19 protein-coding genes and 1 pseudogene are annotated in these 19,483 nt (G+C 69.4%); 8 read left to right on the forward strand and 12 right to left on the reverse strand.

The window, feature by feature from the left end:
* Nucleotides 1-4: 4 nt before the first annotated feature.
* A complete protein-coding gene (gene chsH3, locus IEZ09_RS03870; RefSeq protein ID WP_189252091.1) occupies nt 5-832 on the forward strand; it encodes an enoyl-CoA hydratase ChsH3 in 828 nt (275 codons plus the stop codon).
* Here the strand turns inward: chsH3 and IEZ09_RS03875 are convergent.
* Entirely contained in the window at nt 819-1,190 is a 372-nt protein-coding gene (locus IEZ09_RS03875) for an excisionase (RefSeq protein ID WP_189252092.1), read from the reverse strand. The two genes, chsH3 and IEZ09_RS03875, sit on opposite strands and share 14 nt — an antisense overlap.
* A 65-nt stretch (nt 1,191-1,255) precedes the next feature.
* On the opposite strand from IEZ09_RS03875, the pseudogene IEZ09_RS46190 reads away from it, so the two are divergent.
* A pseudogene (locus IEZ09_RS46190) lies at nt 1,256-1,675 on the forward strand (Clp protease N-terminal domain-containing protein); the annotation flags it as partial.
* A 6-nt stretch (nt 1,676-1,681) separates the two neighbouring features.
* Nucleotides 1,682-2,206 (forward strand): Clp protease N-terminal domain-containing protein, encoded by a 525-nt coding sequence (locus IEZ09_RS46195; RefSeq protein WP_268247598.1) that lies wholly within the window; start codon nt 1,682-1,684, stop codon nt 2,204-2,206.
* Here the strand turns inward: IEZ09_RS46195 and IEZ09_RS03885 are convergent.
* Genes IEZ09_RS03885 through IEZ09_RS03910 form a run of 6 tightly spaced genes read right to left on the reverse strand, consistent with a single transcriptional unit; the run spans nt 2,192 to nt 8,568 of the window.
* Nucleotides 2,192-3,334, reverse strand: coding sequence for a lipid-transfer protein (locus IEZ09_RS03885; protein ID WP_189252094.1), 1,143 nt, complete (start codon nt 3,332-3,334; stop codon nt 2,192-2,194). The two genes, IEZ09_RS46195 and IEZ09_RS03885, sit on opposite strands and share 15 nt — an antisense overlap.
* The gene (locus IEZ09_RS03890) at nt 3,331-3,714 is read right to left on the reverse strand and encodes a MaoC family dehydratase (protein ID WP_189252095.1); all 384 of its coding nucleotides are present in this window, start codon (nt 3,712-3,714) and stop codon (nt 3,331-3,333) included. Before IEZ09_RS03890 ends, IEZ09_RS03885 begins: the two co-directional genes overlap by 4 nt.
* Nucleotides 3,701-4,597 (reverse strand): Zn-ribbon domain-containing OB-fold protein, encoded by an 897-nt coding sequence (locus IEZ09_RS03895; protein WP_189252096.1) that lies wholly within the window; start codon nt 4,595-4,597, stop codon nt 3,701-3,703. Before IEZ09_RS03895 ends, IEZ09_RS03890 begins: the two co-directional genes overlap by 14 nt.
* A complete protein-coding gene (locus IEZ09_RS03900) occupies nt 4,594-5,721 on the reverse strand; it encodes an acyl-CoA dehydrogenase family protein (protein WP_189252097.1) in 1,128 nt (375 codons plus the stop codon). Before IEZ09_RS03900 ends, IEZ09_RS03895 begins: the two co-directional genes overlap by 4 nt.
* Nucleotides 5,711-6,673 (reverse strand): acyl-CoA dehydrogenase family protein, encoded by a 963-nt coding sequence (locus tag IEZ09_RS03905; RefSeq protein WP_189252098.1) that lies wholly within the window; start codon nt 6,671-6,673, stop codon nt 5,711-5,713. The genes IEZ09_RS03900 and IEZ09_RS03905 overlap by 11 nt, the downstream gene beginning before the upstream one ends.
* Entirely contained in the window at nt 6,673-8,568 is a 1,896-nt protein-coding gene (locus tag IEZ09_RS03910) for an acyl-CoA dehydrogenase family protein (RefSeq protein ID WP_189252099.1), read from the reverse strand. Before IEZ09_RS03910 ends, IEZ09_RS03905 begins: the two co-directional genes overlap by 1 nt.
* 159 nt (nt 8,569-8,727) lie before the next feature.
* Here IEZ09_RS03910 and kstR point away from each other — a divergent pair, with 159 nt between their 5' ends.
* The 5 genes from kstR (at nt 8,728) to IEZ09_RS03935 (ending at nt 13,641) form a co-directional block, all read left to right on the forward strand.
* Nucleotides 8,728-9,303, forward strand: a complete 576-nt coding sequence (gene kstR / locus IEZ09_RS03915; protein WP_229812232.1) for a cholesterol catabolism transcriptional regulator KstR — start codon at nt 8,728-8,730, stop codon at nt 9,301-9,303.
* A 76-nt stretch (nt 9,304-9,379) separates the two neighbouring features.
* A complete protein-coding gene (locus IEZ09_RS03920) occupies nt 9,380-9,781 on the forward strand; it encodes a hypothetical protein (protein ID WP_189252101.1) in 402 nt (133 codons plus the stop codon).
* A gap of 172 nt (nt 9,782-9,953) precedes the next feature.
* Nucleotides 9,954-10,523, forward strand: coding sequence for a (2Fe-2S)-binding protein (locus IEZ09_RS03925; protein ID WP_189252102.1), 570 nt, complete (start codon nt 9,954-9,956; stop codon nt 10,521-10,523).
* Complete coding sequence (locus IEZ09_RS03930) at nt 10,523-11,500, forward strand: FAD binding domain-containing protein (RefSeq protein ID WP_189252103.1); 978 nt, start codon at nt 10,523-10,525, stop codon at nt 11,498-11,500. Before IEZ09_RS03925 ends, IEZ09_RS03930 begins: the two co-directional genes overlap by 1 nt.
* Nucleotides 11,497-13,641, forward strand: coding sequence for a xanthine dehydrogenase family protein molybdopterin-binding subunit (locus IEZ09_RS03935; RefSeq protein ID WP_189252104.1), 2,145 nt, complete (start codon nt 11,497-11,499; stop codon nt 13,639-13,641). The genes IEZ09_RS03930 and IEZ09_RS03935 overlap by 4 nt, the downstream gene beginning before the upstream one ends.
* Here IEZ09_RS03935 and IEZ09_RS03940 read toward each other — a convergent pair.
* From IEZ09_RS03940 to IEZ09_RS03960, 5 genes are read right to left on the reverse strand one after another with little or no spacing between them, the layout of a single operon-like run.
* On the reverse strand, nt 13,638-15,005 hold the full coding sequence (locus IEZ09_RS03940) for a cellulose binding domain-containing protein (RefSeq protein WP_189252105.1): 1,368 nt from the start codon (nt 15,003-15,005) through the stop codon (nt 13,638-13,640). The two genes, IEZ09_RS03935 and IEZ09_RS03940, sit on opposite strands and share 4 nt — an antisense overlap.
* Nucleotides 14,990-16,393 (reverse strand): beta-N-acetylhexosaminidase, encoded by a 1,404-nt coding sequence (locus IEZ09_RS03945; RefSeq protein ID WP_189252106.1) that lies wholly within the window; start codon nt 16,391-16,393, stop codon nt 14,990-14,992. The genes IEZ09_RS03940 and IEZ09_RS03945 overlap by 16 nt, the downstream gene beginning before the upstream one ends.
* Entirely contained in the window at nt 16,390-17,208 is an 819-nt protein-coding gene (locus tag IEZ09_RS03950) for a carbohydrate ABC transporter permease (RefSeq protein WP_189252107.1), read from the reverse strand. Before IEZ09_RS03950 ends, IEZ09_RS03945 begins: the two co-directional genes overlap by 4 nt.
* Nucleotides 17,205-18,149, reverse strand: a complete 945-nt coding sequence (locus tag IEZ09_RS03955) for a carbohydrate ABC transporter permease (RefSeq protein ID WP_189252108.1) — start codon at nt 18,147-18,149, stop codon at nt 17,205-17,207. Before IEZ09_RS03955 ends, IEZ09_RS03950 begins: the two co-directional genes overlap by 4 nt.
* Entirely contained in the window at nt 18,146-19,381 is a 1,236-nt protein-coding gene (locus IEZ09_RS03960) for an extracellular solute-binding protein (protein ID WP_229812215.1), read from the reverse strand. The genes IEZ09_RS03955 and IEZ09_RS03960 overlap by 4 nt, the downstream gene beginning before the upstream one ends.
* Between the last annotated feature and the right edge of the window lie 102 nt (nt 19,382-19,483).

Genomic DNA, 19,483 nt, shown 5'->3' on the forward strand with positions numbered 1-19,483 from the left:
CCTGATGCCGATCGACCCGGACGTCGCGATCGGGGCGGAACTGCCCGAGATCAAGTTCTCCTGGACGCAGTCGGACGTGCTGCTCTACCACCTGGCCCTGGGAGCCACGGAACTCCGGTACGTCTACGAGCGGGGGCTGCGGGTGCTGCCGACGTTCGGCGTCGTCGCGCCCCGGTTCCACGAGACCGCGCCGCCCGCCGTGTCGTTCCCCGGTATCGACATCGACCTGGCTCGGGTGCTGCACGGGACGCAGGAGATCACCGTGCACGAACCCGTCCCGGCCGAGGGCGAGGCCGTGCTGCGGACGCGGATCGCCGACGTCTGGGACAAGGGGAAAGCCGCGGTCATCGTGCAGGAGTCGACAGCCGTGACTCCGGACGGGACTTCGCTCTACACCACGAGGTCCAGCATCTTCGCACGTGGTGAGGGCGGGTTCGGCGGGTCGCGCGGGCCTTCCCAGAAGGTCGAGATGCCGTCGCGTGAACCAGACGCGGTGATCGAGACGCCCACGTTGCCGCAGCAGGCGTACCTGTATCGGCTGTGCGGAGACAGGAACCCGTTGCACGCCGATCCGGAGTTCGCGCAGCGGGTCGGCTTCGACCGGCCGATCCTGCACGGGCTCTGCACGTACGGCGTGGTGTGCAAGGCCGTGATCGACGCACTGCTCGACGGGCCGGAGCAGGTGCTGTCGTTCGGCGCGAAGTTCGCGGGGGTGGTGTTCCCCGGCGAGACGCTGACGACGCGGGTGTGGCGGGACGGTTCACGGCTCCTGCTGACGACTTCCGCCGCGGACCGCGCCGTGCTCACCGACGCGGTGCTCAACCTTCGCTGACCGGCGGCCGGCGCTCCAGCGCCGCGAGCCGCAGCTCCAGCTGGTCGATCCGGTGCCGCAGCAGGGTCACCTGCGCTTCGAGCCCGATCTCGCGCTCGGCCCGGCGCTGGATCCGCGGCGACTTCGCGGCGCGCTCCACCACGGCGTCCAGCGGAACCAGCCGCTGCGGGCCGTTCGGTCCGTCGACCAGGCGGGACTCGATCTCACCGTTGCGATACCAGGAACGCAGGGCAGAGCGGGACACCCCGGTCTCCGCCTCGGCCTGCGCGAGCGACACCCACGGCGTGTCCTCCAGCTGCGCGAACAGCTTCAGCTCATCCTGCCAGCGAGCGAGCCGGTCTTCCCATTCGCCTGACATTGGCACACCACCCTGTCAGTGACACAGCATTGACAGGGTCAATCATAGGCGCGCACGCTGGCTTCATGTTCGAGAGATTCACCGGGGAGGCCCGCCAGGTCGTCGTCCGAGCGCAGGAGGCCTCGCGGGAGTTGCAGCACAACTACATCGGGACCGAGCACGTGCTGCTCGGCCTGTTCGACGCGCCGGCCAGCGTCGCGGCCAAGGTGCTCCACCGCGTCGGGCTCACCAAGGAGACGGTGCGGGCGGACGTGGTCGAGATCGTCGGCGCCGGCACCGAGCCGAAGAAGGAGGGGCACATCCCCTTCACGCCGCGGGCGAAGAAGGTCCTCGAGCTGTCGTTGCGGGAGGCGCTCAGCCTGAACCACAACCACATCGGGCCGGAACACGTGCTGCTCGGGCTGATCAGGGAGGGCGAGGGCGTCGCTGCCCAGATCATCGTGCGGCACGCCGAGGACCTCGACCGCGTGCGCAGACTCGTGCTGGCCGAGATGACCGAACCGGCCACCCGCACGCAGAAGTCCACCACGGCGGCGGAGGAGGCGTTCTCCGCCGCGGAGGCGCTGGCCGGCGCGGGCCCGGTCGGCAGCCACCACCTGCTGGAGGCCCTGGTGAGGTCCGAGGGCAGCATGGCGGCCCGCGTGCTCGCCGACCTCGGCGTCGATCCGGAGGCCATCGCCGCGAAGATCGACGAGCTCGACCCGGAGAGCACCACCGACGCCACCCCCGAGGAGGTCGCGGCGCGCAGGATGGAGCTGCGGCTGACCGAGGACGAGGTGCACCTCGTGTTCCGCGACGAGCAGACCCTCGACCTCATGCGGCGCGTCACCGAGCTGACCGGCGGTCCTGTTCGCGGCACCGGTCCCGTCGCCGGCGACTTCGTTCCACTGTGGACGTCGACCAACGAGCTGCTGCACAAGCTGCTCGGGTACCTCCAGCCGGAGCAGGAGAACGAGCCCAAGGGGCTGCTGACCCTGGTGCGCAAGGTCATGCGCGACCGGCTACGACGCGCCTAGCACGAGACCGCTCGTCGGGACGCCGGTGCCGGCGGTGACCAGGACGTGCTCGACGTCCGCGACCTGGTTCACCGCGGTGCCGCGCACCTGGCGCACGCCCTCGGCGATGCCGTTCATGCCGTGCAGATAGGCCTCGCCGAGCTGGCCGCCGTGCGGGTTGAGCGGCAGGTCACCGTCCAGTTCCAGAGCACCGGACGCCACGAAGTCCTTGGCCTCGCCCCTGCCGCAGAAACCCAGCTCTTCCAGCTGGACCAGCACGAACGGCGTGAAGTGGTCGTAGAGCACGGCGACGTCCACATCGGACGGACCGATGCCCGACCTCTCCCACAGCCCGCGTGCCACCACGCCCATCTCGGGCAGCCTGGTCAGGTCGTCGCGGTAGTAGCTCGTCATCGTGAACTGGTCGGGACCGCTCCCCTGCGTGGCTGCCTTGACGTGCGCGGGCTTCTGCGGCAGATCGCGGGCGCGGTCCGCCGAGGTGACGACCAACGCCACCCCGCCGTCGGTCTCCTGGCAGCAGTCGAGCAGCCGCAGCGGTTCGGCGATCCAGCGGGAGGCCTGGTGATCGTCGAGGGTGATCGGCCTGTTGTGGAACCACGCGTGCGGGTTCGTGGCGGCGTGCTTGCGGTCGATCACCGCGATCCGGCCGAAGTCCTCGGAGGTCGCGCCGTACTCGTGCATGTAGCGGCGGGCGAACATGGCGACCATCGCGGCCGGAGTGCCCAGGCCCATCGGGTACGACCAGCTGTTGTCGATGTTCGCGGCGGCCGCCGTCTGCACCTGGCCGAACCGGTGGCCCGAGCGTTCATTGAACGCGCGGTAGCACACGACGACCTTCGCCGCGCCGGTTTCGACGGCCATGGCGGCCTGCTGGACGGTCGCGCACGCCGCACCGCCGCCGTAGTGGACGCGACTGAAGAACGTCAGCTCCGGGATGCCGAGCTCACGGGCGACCGCGATCTCGGCGTTGGTGTCCATGGTGAAGCTGACCAGACCGTCCACATCGGAGGGTGTGAGACCGGCGTCCCGCAGAGCGGCGCTGACCGCCTCGGCGGCCAGCTGGAGCTCGCTGCGCCCGGAGTTCTTGGAGAAGTCGGTCGCGCCGATGCCCACAATCGCGGCGTTCATGCCGGAACCTCGATCTTCACGATGCCGGTGACGTGGTCGCCGTGCCCGGTCCTGCCGACGACCTCGATGGTCAGGTCCTGCTCGTCGCGTTCGACGACCTGGCCGAAGAACTTCAGCGTGTCGTAGGCGTAGCAGGGCGCGCCGAGCCGGATGTTCACCTGACGCACCAGCGCTTCCGGGCCCGCCCAGTCCGTGACGTACCGCTGCACCAGCCCGGTCGTGGTGAGGATGTTGATGAAGATGTCCTTCGAGCCGCGCTTGATCGCGAGGTCGCGGTCGTGGTGGACGTCCTGGAAGTCCCGCGTCGCGATCGCGGTGCTGATCACGAACGTCGGCGTGGCCTCGACGTGCCACTCTGGCAGGGAATCACCGGTCCGCACGGGGCCTCCAGCTCGGCATCGTCAGTTCGTCGTCGACCTTCGTGAACACGACCTCGACCGGCAGCCCGATGCTCGGTTCGCCGTCCAGTTCGCCGAGCATGCGCACGCCCTCGTCCAGCTCGACCAGGGCGATGACGAACGGGGTCTGCTTGCCGGGCACCTGCGGGTGGTGGTGCACGACGTAGCTGTAGACGACGCCGCGGCCGTCCGAGACGAGGTACTTCGGTTTGGTGGCACCGCATTCCGGGCACATCGGGCCCGGTGGGTGGCGCAGGAGGCCGCAGCCGCCGCAGCGTTGGATGCGGAGCTCCTGGTTTCGGCAGCCCTCCCAGAAGTACTCGGTGTCGCGGTTGATCGAAGGGCGGATCGCCTGAGCTTTCTGCGGCTCGGGCTTGGTTTCCTGTTTCTCCGCAGGGCGGAACTTCAAGACCCGGAACCGCATCTCCGCCACGGCCTCGTCCCCCACGTACCAGGTGCTCCTGGTCGTGACGAACCACCCTTCTCCCAGCGCCGTCTTCTTCGGCCCGGTCACATCCTCCAAGCTCGACGTCACCGAAACGTGCTCACCTATGCGCAGGTAGCGGTGGTAGGTCTGGTCGCTGTTGGTCGCGACCACCGACGTGAAGCCGGCCTCGTCCAGGATCTTCATCATCGCGCCGAGCGGGTCGTCCGGCGCGCGCTGGCCGTGCAGGCCGCCCATCGTCCACACCTGGACCATCGCGGGCGGCGCGACCTCGGTGTAGCCGGGGTGCCGGTCGCCGATCACCTCCAGCCAGTTGTTGATCATCGGCAGGTTGACCGGGTCGCGGGCCAGCCTCGGCGCCGATTCGCCCTGTTCGGCGATGCGCGCGGCTTCCTTCTCGATGGCAGTTTTGTCAGTCACCGCACCACCCTGGGAAGTCCGAGGCCGATGTTGGCGATCAGCTCGCGCTGGATCTCGTTCACTCCCCCGCCGAACGTCAGCACGAGGTTGCGCCGTGCCTGAACGTCCAGCCACCGCACAAGTTCGGCGTCGGCACCGTGGCGTCCGACGAGCTCCTCCAGCAGCCGTCCGACGCGCTGGGTGCGGTCCGCGGCGAACACCTTGGTCGCCGACGCGTCCGCGACGGACACCTCGCCGCCGGCGACCTGCCAGTTCAGCAGCTCGTTCACCCGGTGCACCGCCCTGGCCTCCGCCAGCGCCCGCCGCACGTCCGGTTCGTCGAGGAGCTCGCGTTCGGCTGCCCAGCGGTGGACCCGTTCCAGCAGGGCACCGATCCGGCCGGACGGGCCGAGCATCACGCGCTCGTGGTTGAGCTGGGTGGTGATCAGCCGCCAGCCCTCGTTCTCCTCGCCGACCCTGCGACTTTCGGGTACCCGGACGTCGTTGTAGTAGGTGGCGTTGACGTGGTGCGCGCCGTCGCACGTGATGATCGGCGTCCACGAGTAGCCGGGATCCTTCGTGTCGACGATGAGGATCGTGATGCCCTTGTGCCGCGAGTCCGGCGCTCCGGTGCGGCAGGCGAGCCACACGTAGTCCGCGTCGTGGCCGCCCGTCGTGAACGTCTTCTGCCCGTTGACGATGTAGTGGTCATCGACCCGAACCGCCTTGGTGCGCAACGCGGCCAGGTCCGTGCCCGCGTCCGGCTCGGTGTAGCCGATGGCGAAGTGGAGGTCGCCGCTGAGGATGCGCGGCAGGAAGAAGTCCTTCTGCTCCTGGGTTCCGAACGCCTGCAGCGTCGGGCCGACGGTCTGCAGCGTCACGTACGGCAGCGGCACGTCGGCGCGCGCGGCCTCGTTGACGAAGATCTGCTGCTCGACCTGCCCGAACCCCTTGCCGCCGTACTCCACCGGCCAGCCGACGCCGAGCCTGCCGTCGCGGCCGAGCCTGCGCACGAGTTCGCGGTAGGTCGCGCCGTGGCGTTCGGTGAGCATCGCCTCGCGTTCCTCCTGGGACATGAGGTTCGCGAAGTACTCGCGCAGCTCGTCCCGTAACGCACGTTGGTCGGCGGTGAGGTCAATGAACATCGATGGCCCCCAAGCGGTGCTCCACTCCGCCGACGAACCGCGTCAGCTCCTTGGCCATGCCGTAGTAGCGGTGCATCGGGTAGGTGATGTCGAGCCCCAGACCGCCGTGCAGGTGGTGGCAGGTGTGGACGGCCGGGAGCGCTTCTGCCGCCAGCCAGTAGGCGGCGGTGGCGAGGTCGCTGTCGTCGAGGCTCCAGCAGGCGGTCAGCGCCGCGAGGTGGAGGGTGCGGGAGGCGATGTAGACGTCCGCGACCTGGCACGCGGCCGCCTGGAACGCCGACAGCGGCTTGCCGAACTGGTGGCGGGTGCCGACGTGCTGCACGGTGAGGTCGAGCGCTCCCGCGAGGACGCCGTCGGCCACCGCGCACGCGCCTGCCAGGGCGAAGCGGCGCAGGTCCTCGGCCGCGCCGGGCAGTTCCTCACCGCGAGCGCCGTCGAAGCGCACGGTTCCGTCCGAAATGGACACGCCGGGTTGCGCAGGGTCCACCACGTGGACGCCGGTGTCGGTGCTCACGAGGATTCGCCGTGCCTCGGCGGCGTGCGGCACGTTGATCTTCACGCCGAAGATCCCGTCCGGCCCTGCCTTGGTGCTCGGAACGGCCGGCAGCGGCGCCGACGGTTCGCTCAGCGCTGCCGTGAACACGCCGTGCTGCTCGGTGACCAGCGGCAGCAGCTCGTCCTGTTGCTCTTCAGTCCCGTGCGTGACGATCGGCAGCACTCCCAACGCGAGTGTGGCCAGCGCGGGAACGTCCACCGCCCGCCGACCGACCTCGGTCAGCAGCACGGCTGTTTCCAAGACGCCGAGCCCGTCGCCACCAAGCCGTTCCGGAACGGCCAGGGACAGCAAACCCGCCTCCCCCAAGGCCTTCCAGGGGGTGTCGCTCTCGCGGCCCAGCACGTCGGCCGCCAGCGCGGCGATCTCCCGCTGGGTCTCGTCGAGCTCGAAGTCCATCAGCTCTCCCTCGGTAGACCGAGAATCCGTTCGCCGGCGAGGTTCATCAGCACCTGCGTCGTCCCGCCCGCGATGCTCAGGCACCGCGTCAGCAGGAACTCGTGGACCAGGTCGTTGTGCACACTCGCGTCGGGACCGAGCAGCTCGACCGCGAACTCCGCGACGTCCTGCCGCTGCCGCACCCCGACCAGCTTGCGCACGCTGGCCTCCGCGCCCGGCTCCTGCCCGCCCAGCACCCGCAGGTTCGCCCGCAGGTCCAGCGCCGCCACGGCAAGCCCCTGTGCCACCAGTTCGCCCAGCCGTTCCTGGCGGCCGGTCGCGGCAGGGGAAGCCAGCACCCGTTCCAGCGACTCGCCCAGCGACGACCCCATCGCGACCCGTTCGTTGGCGAGCGTCGTGCGCGCCAGCCGCCAGCCGTCGTTCACCTCGCCGACCACGCAGTCGTCGGGCACGAACACGTCGTCCAGGAAGACCTCGTTGAACCGGGCGTCGCCGGTGATCTCCCGCAACGGCCGCACGTCGACACCTTCTGACCGCATGTCCACCAGGAAGTACGTGATGCCCTTGTGCTTGGGCACCGACGAGTCCGTGCGGGCGAGGCAGATCGCCCAGTCGGCCTGGTGCGCGAGCGACGTCCACACCTTCTGTCCGGTGATCCGCCAGCCGCCGTCGGCCCGCACGGCCCTGGTGCGCAACGACGCCAGGTCCGAGCCCGCCTCCGGTTCGCTGAACAGCTGGCACCAGGTGATCTCGCCGCGCAGCGTCGGCCGCACGAACCGTTCCTGCTGCTCGGCGGTTCCGTGCCGGAGGATCGTCGGGCCCGCCCAGCCGCCGATCACCAGGTCCGGCCTGCGCACCCCGGCCCGCGCGAACTCGTCGTCGATCACCAGCTGCCGTGCCGGGTCGGCGTCCAACCCGTACGGACGCGGCCAGTGCGGCACCAGGAAACCGCTGTCCGCCAGCCGTTCCCGCTGCTCCGCCGGTGCCAGCCCGGCGATCTCCTCGGCGAACGCCCGCACCTCCGGATCGCCCGCGATCTCCATGGCGTGGGAGCGACGCATGCCTTGCAGCGCCAGCTCCGCGACCCGGCGCCGCCACCGGGTGATCCCACCGGCGAGCTGCTGCAACGCGAGAGCCCGGCGCAGGTAGCGGTGGGCGTCGTGCTCCCAGGTGAACCCGATGCCGCCCAGCACCTGGATGCAGTCCTTGGCGTTGCGCACCGCCGCGTCCAGTGCCACGGCCGCCGCGACCGCCGCCGCCAGCGGATGTTCGTCTTCACCGACCGATCCGGCCGCGTCCCACGCGACCGAACTGGCCTGCTCGGCCCGGCACAGCATCTCGACGCACAGGTGCTTCACGGCCTGGAACGACCCGATGGCCCGCCCGAACTGCTGACGCTGCTTGGCATACGAGACCGCGGTGTTCAGGCACCACGCGGCGACCCCGCTCGCCTCCGCGGCCATCAACGTGACCGCGAGGTCCGTGGGGTCGCCGACCTCGGCACCGGGTTCGGTCACGACCACCGACCCCAGCGACCGCGAGAGGTCGACGGCGTCGAGCTCGGTCACCTGCGCGACGGGCGCGAGCCGCCAGGAGTCCGTTCTGACCAACACGTGCGTGGCTTCGGCCGCACCGACCACGTGTTGAGACGAGAACCCGAACCCCGCGATTCCCTCGAACTCCGGGACCAGGACGGACACCAGCGCCGTGGGCAGCAACGGCCCCGGCACGAGGTTCTCCGCGGCCCGTTCCAGCATCACCGCGAGATCGACGACGGTGCCGCCCTCCCGCACCACCTCGAAGAACCCGACCCGGACGAGGTCGGCCCACTCGCCCTTCGCGGCGTCCACGCTGTCGCGCAACGCTCGTTGTTCCCCGGTCGCGGCGATCGGCATGCGGCCTCCTCCAAGATGTGAAGGAGTTTATAGAACGTGTTCTAATTCGGGCAACAGATCATGGCCGCCAAACCGATCGAGTACGATGGAGGGGCAGCTGCAACACGTTCCAGGAGGATCATCTCCGTGTCACCTTCGAAGTCGCGCACGGACGCGCTGATGGCGGGCGAGGAGCTCAGCTCCGCTGCCCAGCGCGAACGGCGCAAGCGGATCGTCGACGCGACCATCGCGCTGGCGTCCAAGGGCGGGTTCGACGCCGTCCAGATGCGCGCCGTCGCCGACCGCGCGGACGTCGCACTGGGCACGTTGTACCGCTACTTCCCGTCGAAGGTCCACCTGCTCGTGTCGAGCCTCGCGGTGGAACTCGAACGCGCCCAGGAGAAGATGGACCGCACCACGGTCCCCGGCGACAGCGCCTACGAGCGCGTGCTGTTCGTCCTCGGCCGCATCACCAGGGGCCTGCAGCGCAACCCGCACCTCACCGAGGCGATGACGCGCGCGTTCACCTTCGCCGACGCCTCCGCGGGTGCCGAGGTCGACCGCGTGGCCTGGCTGATGGAGAGCATGTTCACCCGCGCCATGAGCGACGAGGACCCGACCGACGAGCAGAAGGCCATCGCCCGCGTGATCGGCGACGTGTGGCTGTCCAACCTGGTCGCCTGGGTCACCCGCCGCGCCACGGCCACGGACGTCGCGAACCGGCTCGAACTCACGGTGCGCCTCCTGCTCAAGTGAGTCGTTCTGAGGGATGACCTCACAGTCACACCACCGAACGATGCCCGTGCACGCGTGACGCCCTAACGTCTGTCCTATGAAGACGCTCGTCGTGCTGGCGGTGCTGGCCGTGATCGGCACGGGCACCGTCGTCCTGGTCAACCACTTCGGCGGCTGGAACACGCTGATCGGCAAGGCCTGGGCCATCACCTACGAGGTGACGACCGAACCGGCCGCCGACGGCCCGGTGCGGATCGAGTACCTCGAGAACCCGGACCGGTACAAGAAGCAGACCCCGCAGACCGTCACCAAGGCCGTGCCTGTTCCGTTCACGCACGAGGTGGTCATCAACGCCGGCGAGAAGGCGGGCGTCACCGCGTCGCCGAACGGCGACCAGGTGGCGTCGTGCCGCATCCTGCTCGACGGCGAGAAGGTGCTGGCCAGTGCGAAGGCCGCGCCGGGGCAGAAGGTGACCTGCGAGACGGTGACCACGACGTAGGGCGCTCGATGATTCAGCCCAGTGAACGGCCAGCTGCAGACAATCCGGGCAAACTGCCGAGATACATCGGATCTCTTTGTACCGGGACTCACGTTACCGGCCGGATTCGGCACATTGGGCGTTGACCCATCGGAGCAATACTGCTTGTGTGACCCCGAGCACAGGGGGTCACATGACAACCAGCAGGCGGCAGTTCTTCGGTCGGGCGGCGGCGGTCTCGGCCGGAGTCGCACTGACCTCACCACTGGCGGAGGCGATCGCCGCACCGGCCAACGACACCGGCCTCGTCGACGTGGCGTTCCGGGTCAACGGTGAGCGGCGCAGGCTCAGCCTCGATCCGTGCGTGACGCTGCTCGACGCGCTGCGGGAACGACTTCAGCTCACCGGCACGAAGAAGGGCTGCGACCGCGGCCAGTGCGGCGCGTGCACGGTGCACGTCGACGACCGGCGCGTGCTGTCGTGCCTGACGCTCGCGGTGACGGTGCAGGGCAAGGACGTCACGACGATCGAGGGCATCTCGGACGGTGACGAGCTGCATCCCGTCCAGCGGGCGTTCATCGAGCACGACGGGTTCCAGTGCGGGTTCTGCACGTCCGGCCAGATCATGTCGGCGGTCGAGGTCGTCGAGGAGCGCGAGGTCCGCACGGACGACCAGATCCGGGAAGCCATGTCCGGCAACATCTGCCGGTGCGGCGCGTATCCGAACATCCTCGCGGCGATCAAGCAGGCCAGGGAGAGCTGATGCGCGCGTTCGACTACGCCACGGCGTCCACCGTCGACGACGCCCTGAAGCTCGCGCGGCCGGGGTCCGCGTTCCTCGCCGGCGGCACGACGCTGGTCGACCTGATGAAGCTCGACGTCCTGACGCCGGACCGGGTGATCGACGTCAACTCCCTGCCGCTCAAGGGCATTCGGCTGCACGCGGGCGGGCTGCGGATCGGTGCGCTGGAACGGATGAGCGACGTGGCCGCGCATCCCGTCGTCAGAGCAGTCCACCCGATGATCTCGAAAGCGCTGTTGCTCAGCGCGTCCGGCCAGCTGCGGAACATGGCGAGCATCGGCGGAAACCTGATGCAGCGCACGCGGTGCGACTACTTCCGCGACGTCACCTCGGCGTGCAACAAGCGGCGGCCCGGCAGCGGGTGTCCCGCGCTGACCGGCGTGAACCGGGGGCACGCGATCCTCGGCACCAGCGACTCGTGCGTCGCGACCCACGCGAGCGACGTCGCCGTCGCGTTCGTCGCGCTCGGAGCCCAGGTCGTGCTGCGCGGCAAGGACGGCGGCAGAACCGTTGCGCTGGAGGACTTCTACCTCCTGCCGGGCAGCACGCCGGATCGCGAGAACGTGCTCGGACCGGGTGAGCTGATCGCCGAGGTCGTCGTGCCGGTGCTGCCCTGGGCCAGGCACTCCACCTACCTCAAGATCCGTGACCGGCAGTCCTACGAGTTCGCGCTCACGTCCGTCGCGGCGGCGGTCGACGTCAAACGCGGTGTCGTCCAGGACGTCAGGCTCGCGGCAGGCGGCGTGGGGACGAAACCGTGGCGGCTGCGCGCCGTCGAAGAGGCGCTGAAGGGCGGTGTGGCGGTGGAGAGAACGTTCGCCGATGCGGCCGAGTCCGCTGTGGACGGTGCAAGGCCGCTGGCGCACAACGCGTTCAAGACCAGCCTGCTCAAGCGCTCGATCGTCAGGGCCCTGCTCGACGCGGCGGGTGTGCGATGATCGGACAGCCCGTCGACCGCGTCGACGGCCGCATCAAGGTCACCGGCGCCGCGCCCTACGCCGCCGACACCAAGATCCCCGGTGTCGCCTACGGCTACCTGATCACGAGCACCATCGGCAAGGGATCCGTCACCGCGATGGACACGGACGCGGCGCTGGCGTCCCCCGGCGTGCTGGCCGTGTACACGCCGTTCAACCCGCTCAAGCTCTTCGCGTACGTCCAGGAGCAGAACGACGAGCGCTTCCCGCCGTTGCAGGACCGGGAGGTGCGGTTCTTCGGCCAGGCCATCGGGTTCGTCGTCGCGGAGACCTGGGAGCAGGCCCGTGACGCCGCCGGCCTGGTCACCGCCACCTACCAGCAGCAGCCGCCGGTCACGGAGTTCCCCGGCCGCACCGTGCGGAAGTTCGAGGAGGTGGAGGAGGTCGTCGGCACGCAGGACCTGGGCGACATCACCTTCACCGCGAGCTACACCACGCCGTTCCAGCACCACTGCGCGATGGAACCGCACGCGACCGTAGCGACCTGGAACGGCGACCACCTGACCGTCTACACGGTCTCGCAGGGCGCGCTCCTGGTGCAGCGCAGGCTGTCCGAGACGCTCGGCATCGACCCGGCGAAGATCCACGTGCTCAGCCCGCACGTCGGTGGCGGGTTCGGCGGCAAGTGGGGCAACTGGGCGCAGGTGCCGCTGGCGTGCGCCGCGGCCAGGGCGCTGGGCCGGCCGGTCAAGGCGGTGCTGACCCGCGAGCAGGTGTTCGCGATGGCGGGACATCGGCCGATGACCAAGCAAACCCTCACGATGACGTGCACGGCCGACGGCAAGCTCACGTCGATCGTCAACGACGGCGTGACGAGCCGCGGCCTCGGCGGCAACTGGTCGGAGTCCGTCGCGAACTGGACGCTCACCACCTACGCGAGCCCGAACATCCGCGTCACCAAGATGATCGTGCCGCTCAACCTGGGCGCGGCGACCGTGATGCGGGCACCGGGCGAGGCCAACGGCTCGTTCGCGTTGGAGAGCGCGATGGACGAGCTCGCCGGGCAGCTCGGGATCGACCCGGTCGAGATGCGGCTGCGCAACTACGCCACCCTGGTGCCCAACACCGGGAAACCGTGGTCCAGCAAGCACCTCGACGAGTGCTACCGGATCGGGGCCGAGGAGTTCGGCTGGGCGAAGCGGCCGAAGAAGGTGCGCGCGACGGTCGATGGCGACTGGCTCGTCGGCACCGGCATGGCCACCGCCACCTACGGCGCGGGCCGCGGCCAGGCGTCCGTCAAGGTCCGGCTGCACCCCGACGGCACCGCGTCCGTCTCCGGCACCGCCGCCGACCTGGGCACCGGCCAGTACACCGTGTTCGCGATCCTGGCCGCCGACGAGCTGGGCCTCCCGGTCTCGCGCGTGCGGCCCGAGCTCGGCGACTCCACCTCCCCCGCCGCGGCGAACGCCGGCGGGTCGACCTCGACGGGCACCAACGGACCCGCGGTGCAGCTGGCGGCCAAGGCCGTGCAGACCGAACTGATCACCCTCGCGGTCACGAACCCGCGTTCTCCGTTCCACGGCAAGGATCCCGCGTCGGTCGTCTACCGCGACGGCAGCGTGTCGTCCGGCGGCGTGACGATGAGCTTCGGCACGCTGCTCACGACGTGCGACGTCGGTGGCGTCGAGGCGGTCGGCACCTCGCCCCGGCTCGTCGACCCGGAACACGGCTACCGCTCGTTCGGCGCGCACTTCTGCGAGGTGCGCGTGCATCGGCTGACCGGTGAACCGCGTGTCACGCGCTGGCTGTCCGTGTGCGACGCGGGCACGATCGTCAACGCCAAGGCGGCCCGCAGCCAGATCCAGGGCGCGGTGGTGATGGGCATCGGACAGGCGCTGCTGGAGGCCACCGAGGTCGACCACGCCACGGGCCGTTTCGCCAACGCCAACCTCGCCTCCTACCTCGTGCCGGTGCACGCGGACATTCCGAAGATCGACGTCCGGTTCCTGGACCGCCCGGATCCGCTGGTGAGCGGGCTCGGCGCCAAGGGCATCGGGGAGCTCGGCATCGTGGGCGTGGCCGGCGCGATCGCGAACGCCGTTCACCACGCGACGGGTGTCCGGGTTCGCGATCTGCCGATCACATTGGACAAGCTGCTCTAAACGTTGTCGACGTGCTCCACACCGGCGTTGCGGTAGTTCTGCACCGCCGTCTTCACCTGGGCCGGGCTCAGCACCTGGTCCTTGGCGAAGTACACGTAGTCGACGTCCTGCTGGTAGGCCCGCTCGGCGCTGCTGCCCTGCAGGCCGCCCGAGATGAACCACAGGTTGAAGTTGATCGACATCGGCGTCTCCGGGTAGTACCTGTCGCCGTGGTCGGCGACGAGCACGCCGTCGATGAAGTACTTCACGCGGCCGCCGCCGACCTGGAAGACGAGGTCGTGCCATCCCGAGTAGCTGACGCGCTGCTCGTTGTGGACGTTGTCGGACACCCACGGGTCGGCCTGGTAGGTCTCCCACGTGGTCTCGAACATGATGTTCGACGGTTCGCCCCAGCCGCCGTTGGGCAGGTACTCGAAGTCGATCTCGCCGTAGTTCGGGTCCATCGGCGCGTTCAACGGCGTGATGGTGAAGAACGTCTGCACGACGTGGTCGCCGTCCGGGCCGAAGACGGGCGCGTCGCTGAACTTCACCCTCGCCGCGTAGGTGCCCTCGAAGAACTTGCGCTGGTGGAACACCTCGGTCTGCTTTGCGGCGGAACCGTTGTTCCACGAGTCGAGGCGCAGCACCTTCGACCCGTCGACGGTCGGGAACGTCACGCGCGACGGGTCCCACTCGGCGCCCGGCACACCGGGTCCGCCGCCGCCCGACCTGACCGTCCAGCCGCGCTGGCCGATCCGCGCGTCGCTGGAGCTGGTGTAGCTGAAGTCGTCGAACATGGCGGGGCCGTTGGGGTTCGGCGGGGTCGACGTCGTGGTCGTCGTGGTCGGCGGGCTGCCGCCGGGCGGGGTGCCCCACAGCAACGTGCCGCCGCGGTACACGGTCACCTTGGACCACGCCGAGTAGGTGCTCTCACCGCGGAACGAGTAGTCGTCGGACTGCGTGATCGGGCCCCAGTTGGTGCGCCAGAACCGCAGCTGCAGGTCGCCGGAGTCGCCGCCGGGAGCCAAATTGCCCGCGCCGCCGGTGAAGCCGACCTCCAGGTAGCGGTCGGCCGCGCCACCGGTCAGTGTGCCGAACGTGCCGGTGACGTTGGCGCAGCCGCGCACCGCCCAGGAACAGGCGAACCGGTAGCCGACGTCCGGGGTCTCGCTGCGGAAGTAGTAGCGGATCTTCACCTCCGCCAGCGGCACGGTCGTGGTGCCGGAGTTGACCAGCTTGAACCAGGGTTCGGCCTGGTCGGTGGTCGCACCGGACGCGCTGGTCCGGTACTGGGCGGTGATCGCGTCGGCCGCGAAGGCGCTGGGCGCCACCGCCAGCGCGGCCACCGCCACGGCCGCGCAGGACACGGCTAGGAGTGCTCGCAAGGTTCTCTCCTCACTTCGGCAGGGATGGACAGTGCGGCGAGCCTTGATGCGTGGTGACGCATCCGCGTGGTGAAGCCCTTCCACTCGGGACGCTGCGACCAGAGGGTGTCGGCCAGTGCGACGAGACGGGGAAAGGCCAGGTACTCCAGGTGTTCCCTGGTGCGGGCGTGCTCGGTCCACAGCTGGCACTGGGCGCCGAGCACGCCGTCGGGCAACGGCACGTGGTACACGTCGCGGCTGGTCACGACGTGGCCGGGCTGGCCGGGTGGTTCGTGCGCGCCGTCGGACTGCGGGTAGTCGAGGTAGGTGGACGTGTGCGGGGCCATTACGACGGGTTGGCCGCGTTCCAGCGCGGCGGCCGCCTGTGATTCGTCCTTCCACGGCATCACGACCGCGCGGGGATCACCCGTCGGTTCCCACGCGGCCGGGGTGCGGCCGCGGTCCAGCAGGTATTTGCCCGCCTGCCGGAGAAACCTGCCGTGGACGTCCTCCGGCAGCAGGCACTCGTCGCCGCCGAGGTGCACGTACTGGCCGGGAAACACCTCCAGGACCTCGGCCAGCACCTCGCGGACGAACCCGAGTGCGTGCAGGCCGAACGCGGAATCGCTGATGCCCCAGCGCGTCCAGACCGGCAGCGGCTCGGGCGCGACACCCAGGTCCGGGTAGGCCGCGAGGGCCGCGCGGGCGTGACCGGGCATCTCGATCTCCGGCATGACCCGGATGCCGCGTGCGGCCGCGTGCGCGACGAGGCTTTCCAGTTCACCGCGGGTGTAGGCACCGCCGTGCGGGACGCCGTCGCCGTTGGTCTCCGCCCGCCAGCCGCCGACCGAGGTCAGCAGCGGGTGGCTCGGGATCGGCAGGCGCCAGCCCTGGTCGTCGGTGAGGTGCAGGTGCAGGACGTTCAGCTTGTGCAAGGCCATCAGGTCGACGACCCTGCGCAGCACGTGCACCGGCTGGAAGTGCCTGGCGACGTCGAGCATGAACCCCCGCCACGGCAGCCTCGGCACGTCGCGGATGTCGACGCCAGGCACCGTCCAGTCCACATCGGACACCCGGCTGGACTTCAGCGCCTCCACCGGCAGGAGCTGGCGGATCGTCTGGACACCGTGCGCCAGCCCGGCCGCGGTGCCCGCGCGCAGCAGGAGGCCGTGTTCGTTGACGGTCAGCGCGTAGCCCTCCGCGCCGAGCCCGACGAGTCTGGCGTCGAGCGCGATGACGACCTGTCCGTGGTCGGCGATCGGCAGCGCAAGCCCGGTGGCGGGCCGCAGGAGGGCTCGGAGCAGGCGGGCAGCGGGTTCGGCGCCGGGCGTGACGCGGACGGTCGTGCCGCAGTCGAACGTGAAGCCCTTGCCGCGGCGGACGATCCTGGTCGGGAGCGGAACGATCATCCCTTCACCGCCCCTCCCACGATGCCGGTGGTGACCCGGCCCTGCAGCACGACGAAGATCAGCAGGACGGGCAGCATGAACAGCGTCGAGGCGGCCATCGTGGCGCCCCAGTCGGTGCCGAAGGTGTTGTTGAACGAGGACAGCCAGACGGGCAGCGTGCGGTCGTCCTGGTCCTTGATGATCAGCACGTTGGCGAAGGCGAACTCGTTCCACGCGGTGATGAACCCGAACAGCGACGTCGCCAGCAGTCCCGGCGCGAGCAGCGGGAACACCACCCGCCGGAACGCCTGCCCGCGCGAGCAGCCGTCGACCTGCGCGGCCTCCTCCAGGTCGACCGGGATGGCGGCGAGGAACCCGCGCAGCGTCACGATCGTGAACGGCAGCGTGATCATGAAGTAGACGAGCGTGAGCATCCAGAGCGTGTCGAGCATGCCGGTGTCCCTGGCGATCACGTAGATCGGGATGAGCAGCGCCTCCCACGGCGTCATCTGCGCCATGAACACCATGAGCACGAACGCCCTGCGGCCCTTCCACTGCAGCCGGGCCACCGCGAACGCCGCGAGCAGGGCGATCACGAGTGCGAGCAGCACGGCCCCGCCCGCCACCAGAAGGCTGTTGCGCCAGAACGAGAAGAAGCCCTTCGCCGCGACCGCCGTGCCGAAGTGCTCGAACGTGATCGAGGCGGGCAGGAACGTCGGTGTGGCGCTCTGGATGTCCTTGGTGGGCTTGAAAGCCGTGAGCACCATCCAGTACACGGGGAAAACCGAGACGATGAAGACGACGAGAGCGGCGACCGTGCGGGCGGCTCGGCTCATGCCTCACGCTCCTGCCGGTAGAGCTGGCGGAAGTACGCCAGCAACGCGAGCACCAGGAGGAGGACCATGAGCATCGACACGGCCGCGCCCAGGTCGTAGCGCTGCAACGACTGCGCGACCTGGAACGCGTACACCGGCAGCGTCGTCGTCGCCCGGCCGGGACCGCCCTGGCTGATCACCCAGATCTGCACGAACGCCTTCACGACCCAGATCACCTCCAGGCACGTGATCAGGCCGAACATGGCCCTGAGCATGGGAAACGTGATGGTGGAGAACACCCGCCACGCACCGGCGCCGTCGATCCGCGCGGCCTCGTACAGCTCCTGCGGCACCGTGATCATCGCCGCGTACAGCGACAGCGCCGCGAACGGGATCGACTGCCACACGATCAACGTCACGAGAATCCCGAACGTCGCCTCGCCGTCCGCGAACCACGTGTAGTCGCGGAACTCCTCGAAGCCCAGCGTGGTCAGGGCCCAGTTCACGACGCCGAGCCGGGACTGGAAGAGCCACTGGAACACCGTCGTCGCGGCGATGATCGGTGTGGCCCAGGTGAGCACGAGACCGCCCATCACGAGCAACCTGAGCCACTTGCCGAGCCGGACGAGCAACAGCGCGACCAAAGTGGACAGAACCATGATCAGCACCACGTTGATCGCGGTGAACCACAGCGTTCTGGAGACGACGCCCCAGAACTCGGGATCGGCGAGCACCCGTGCGTAGTTGGCGAGCCCGACGAACTTCGCGTCCCCGCGCACCAGCTGCGGCAGCCCGAACTCCTGCACCGAGATGATCACGTTGCGCAGCAGCGGGTACAGCAGCAGGTACGCGGTGGCGAGCAGGGTCGGTGCGATCAGCAGGTACGGCAGCACGACCCGCTTGCGGCGTCTCGGTACGGCCGGTGCGGTGGTGCGCACCGGCCGTTCGGCGAGCAACGTCATTTGCCCGAGTTGAGCGCTTGGGTGATCACTTCGTCGGCCTTGGCGGCGGCTGTCTTCGGGTCGGCACCGGTCAGGACGGCCGTCTGGAACTCCTTGATCGGGTTGCGCGCCTCGACCGCCGCCCAGTTCGGCGAGTTCGGGGTGGCGTGCCCGTTGGCCGCGCCCACCGCCATCGCCGCCGTGCCGGGATCACCGCCGACCTCCTTGGCCAGCGCCTTGCGGTTCGGCACGTAGTTCATCGTCTTGGCCAGTTCGACCTGCCACTTCTCCCCGGCGAGCGCCTTGACGACCTCGTAGGCCGCCTCCTGCCGTTGCGAGGCGAGCGGGATGATCAGGTCGGAGCCGCCGGTGAACACGGCACCGGGCTTGTCCGCGGTCTTGCCGGGGATCGGGAAGAACCCGATCTTGCCGGCGAGGTCCGGGTTGGCCTTGGCCACGAGCTTCGCCGCACCGGGCACCGCGATGAACTGCGCGACCTTGCCACCCGCCACGACGTCGGTCTGCTGCGGCTTGGCCTCGTCGGAGTCCTTCGGCCCGTCACCCAGCGCCTGCAGCTTCTGGTAGAAGTCCATGCCGGCCAACGCCTCCGGTGTGTTCAGCGAGCCCTTCCAGGTGCTGCCGGTCTGCTCGGCGAGGTCGCCGCCCTCGTCCCAGATGAAGCCGGACAGCGTGTACCAGTTCTGGCCCGGCAGGTAGATGCCCTGCTGGTCGCCCTGGTCGAGCTTCGCGGTGGCGGCGAGCCACTCGTCGCGCGTCTTCGGTGGCGTGACTCCGGCGGCCTCGAACAGGTCCTTGCGGTAGATCACCACCCGGTTGGCCGCGTAGAACGGGATCCCGAACTGCTTGCCGTCCACCGCACCGGGTTCGGCGAGGCCGGGAATCCAGTCGTCGCCGCCCAGCTCGCTCTTCCTGCCGCTCAGATCGGTGACGCCCTTGCTGGCGACGTACTGCGCGACCTGGGTGTTGCCGACCTCGATCACGTCGGGCGGATCGGTGCTGGCCAGCGCACTGGTCACCTTCTGCGTGATGCCGTTCCACTCCTGGATCTGGATCTTCACGTCCAGGCCGGTGTGCTCACGCTCGAACTCGCTCTCGAACTTCGACACGAACTCGTCGGTGGCCGTGTCCTTCATGAGCCACACGGTGATCTCCTGCTTCTCACCTCCTCCTGCTTCCGCACCGCAGGCGGACAACGCGAGGGCCAGCACGAGCAGGACGGCGGAGCGCGACACGACTCACCTCTCACCGGGGATGTGACCAATTGGTCAGGTCTGCTGAGGTGAGGTAGAAAGTGGCATAGACCACTTCTCGCGTCAATACCCTGCTAGCACGCG

The sequence above is a fragment of the Lentzea flava genome, from assembly GCF_014648475.1.
GTDB classification, from domain to species: Bacteria; Actinomycetota; Actinomycetes; order Mycobacteriales; family Pseudonocardiaceae; genus Lentzea; species Lentzea flava.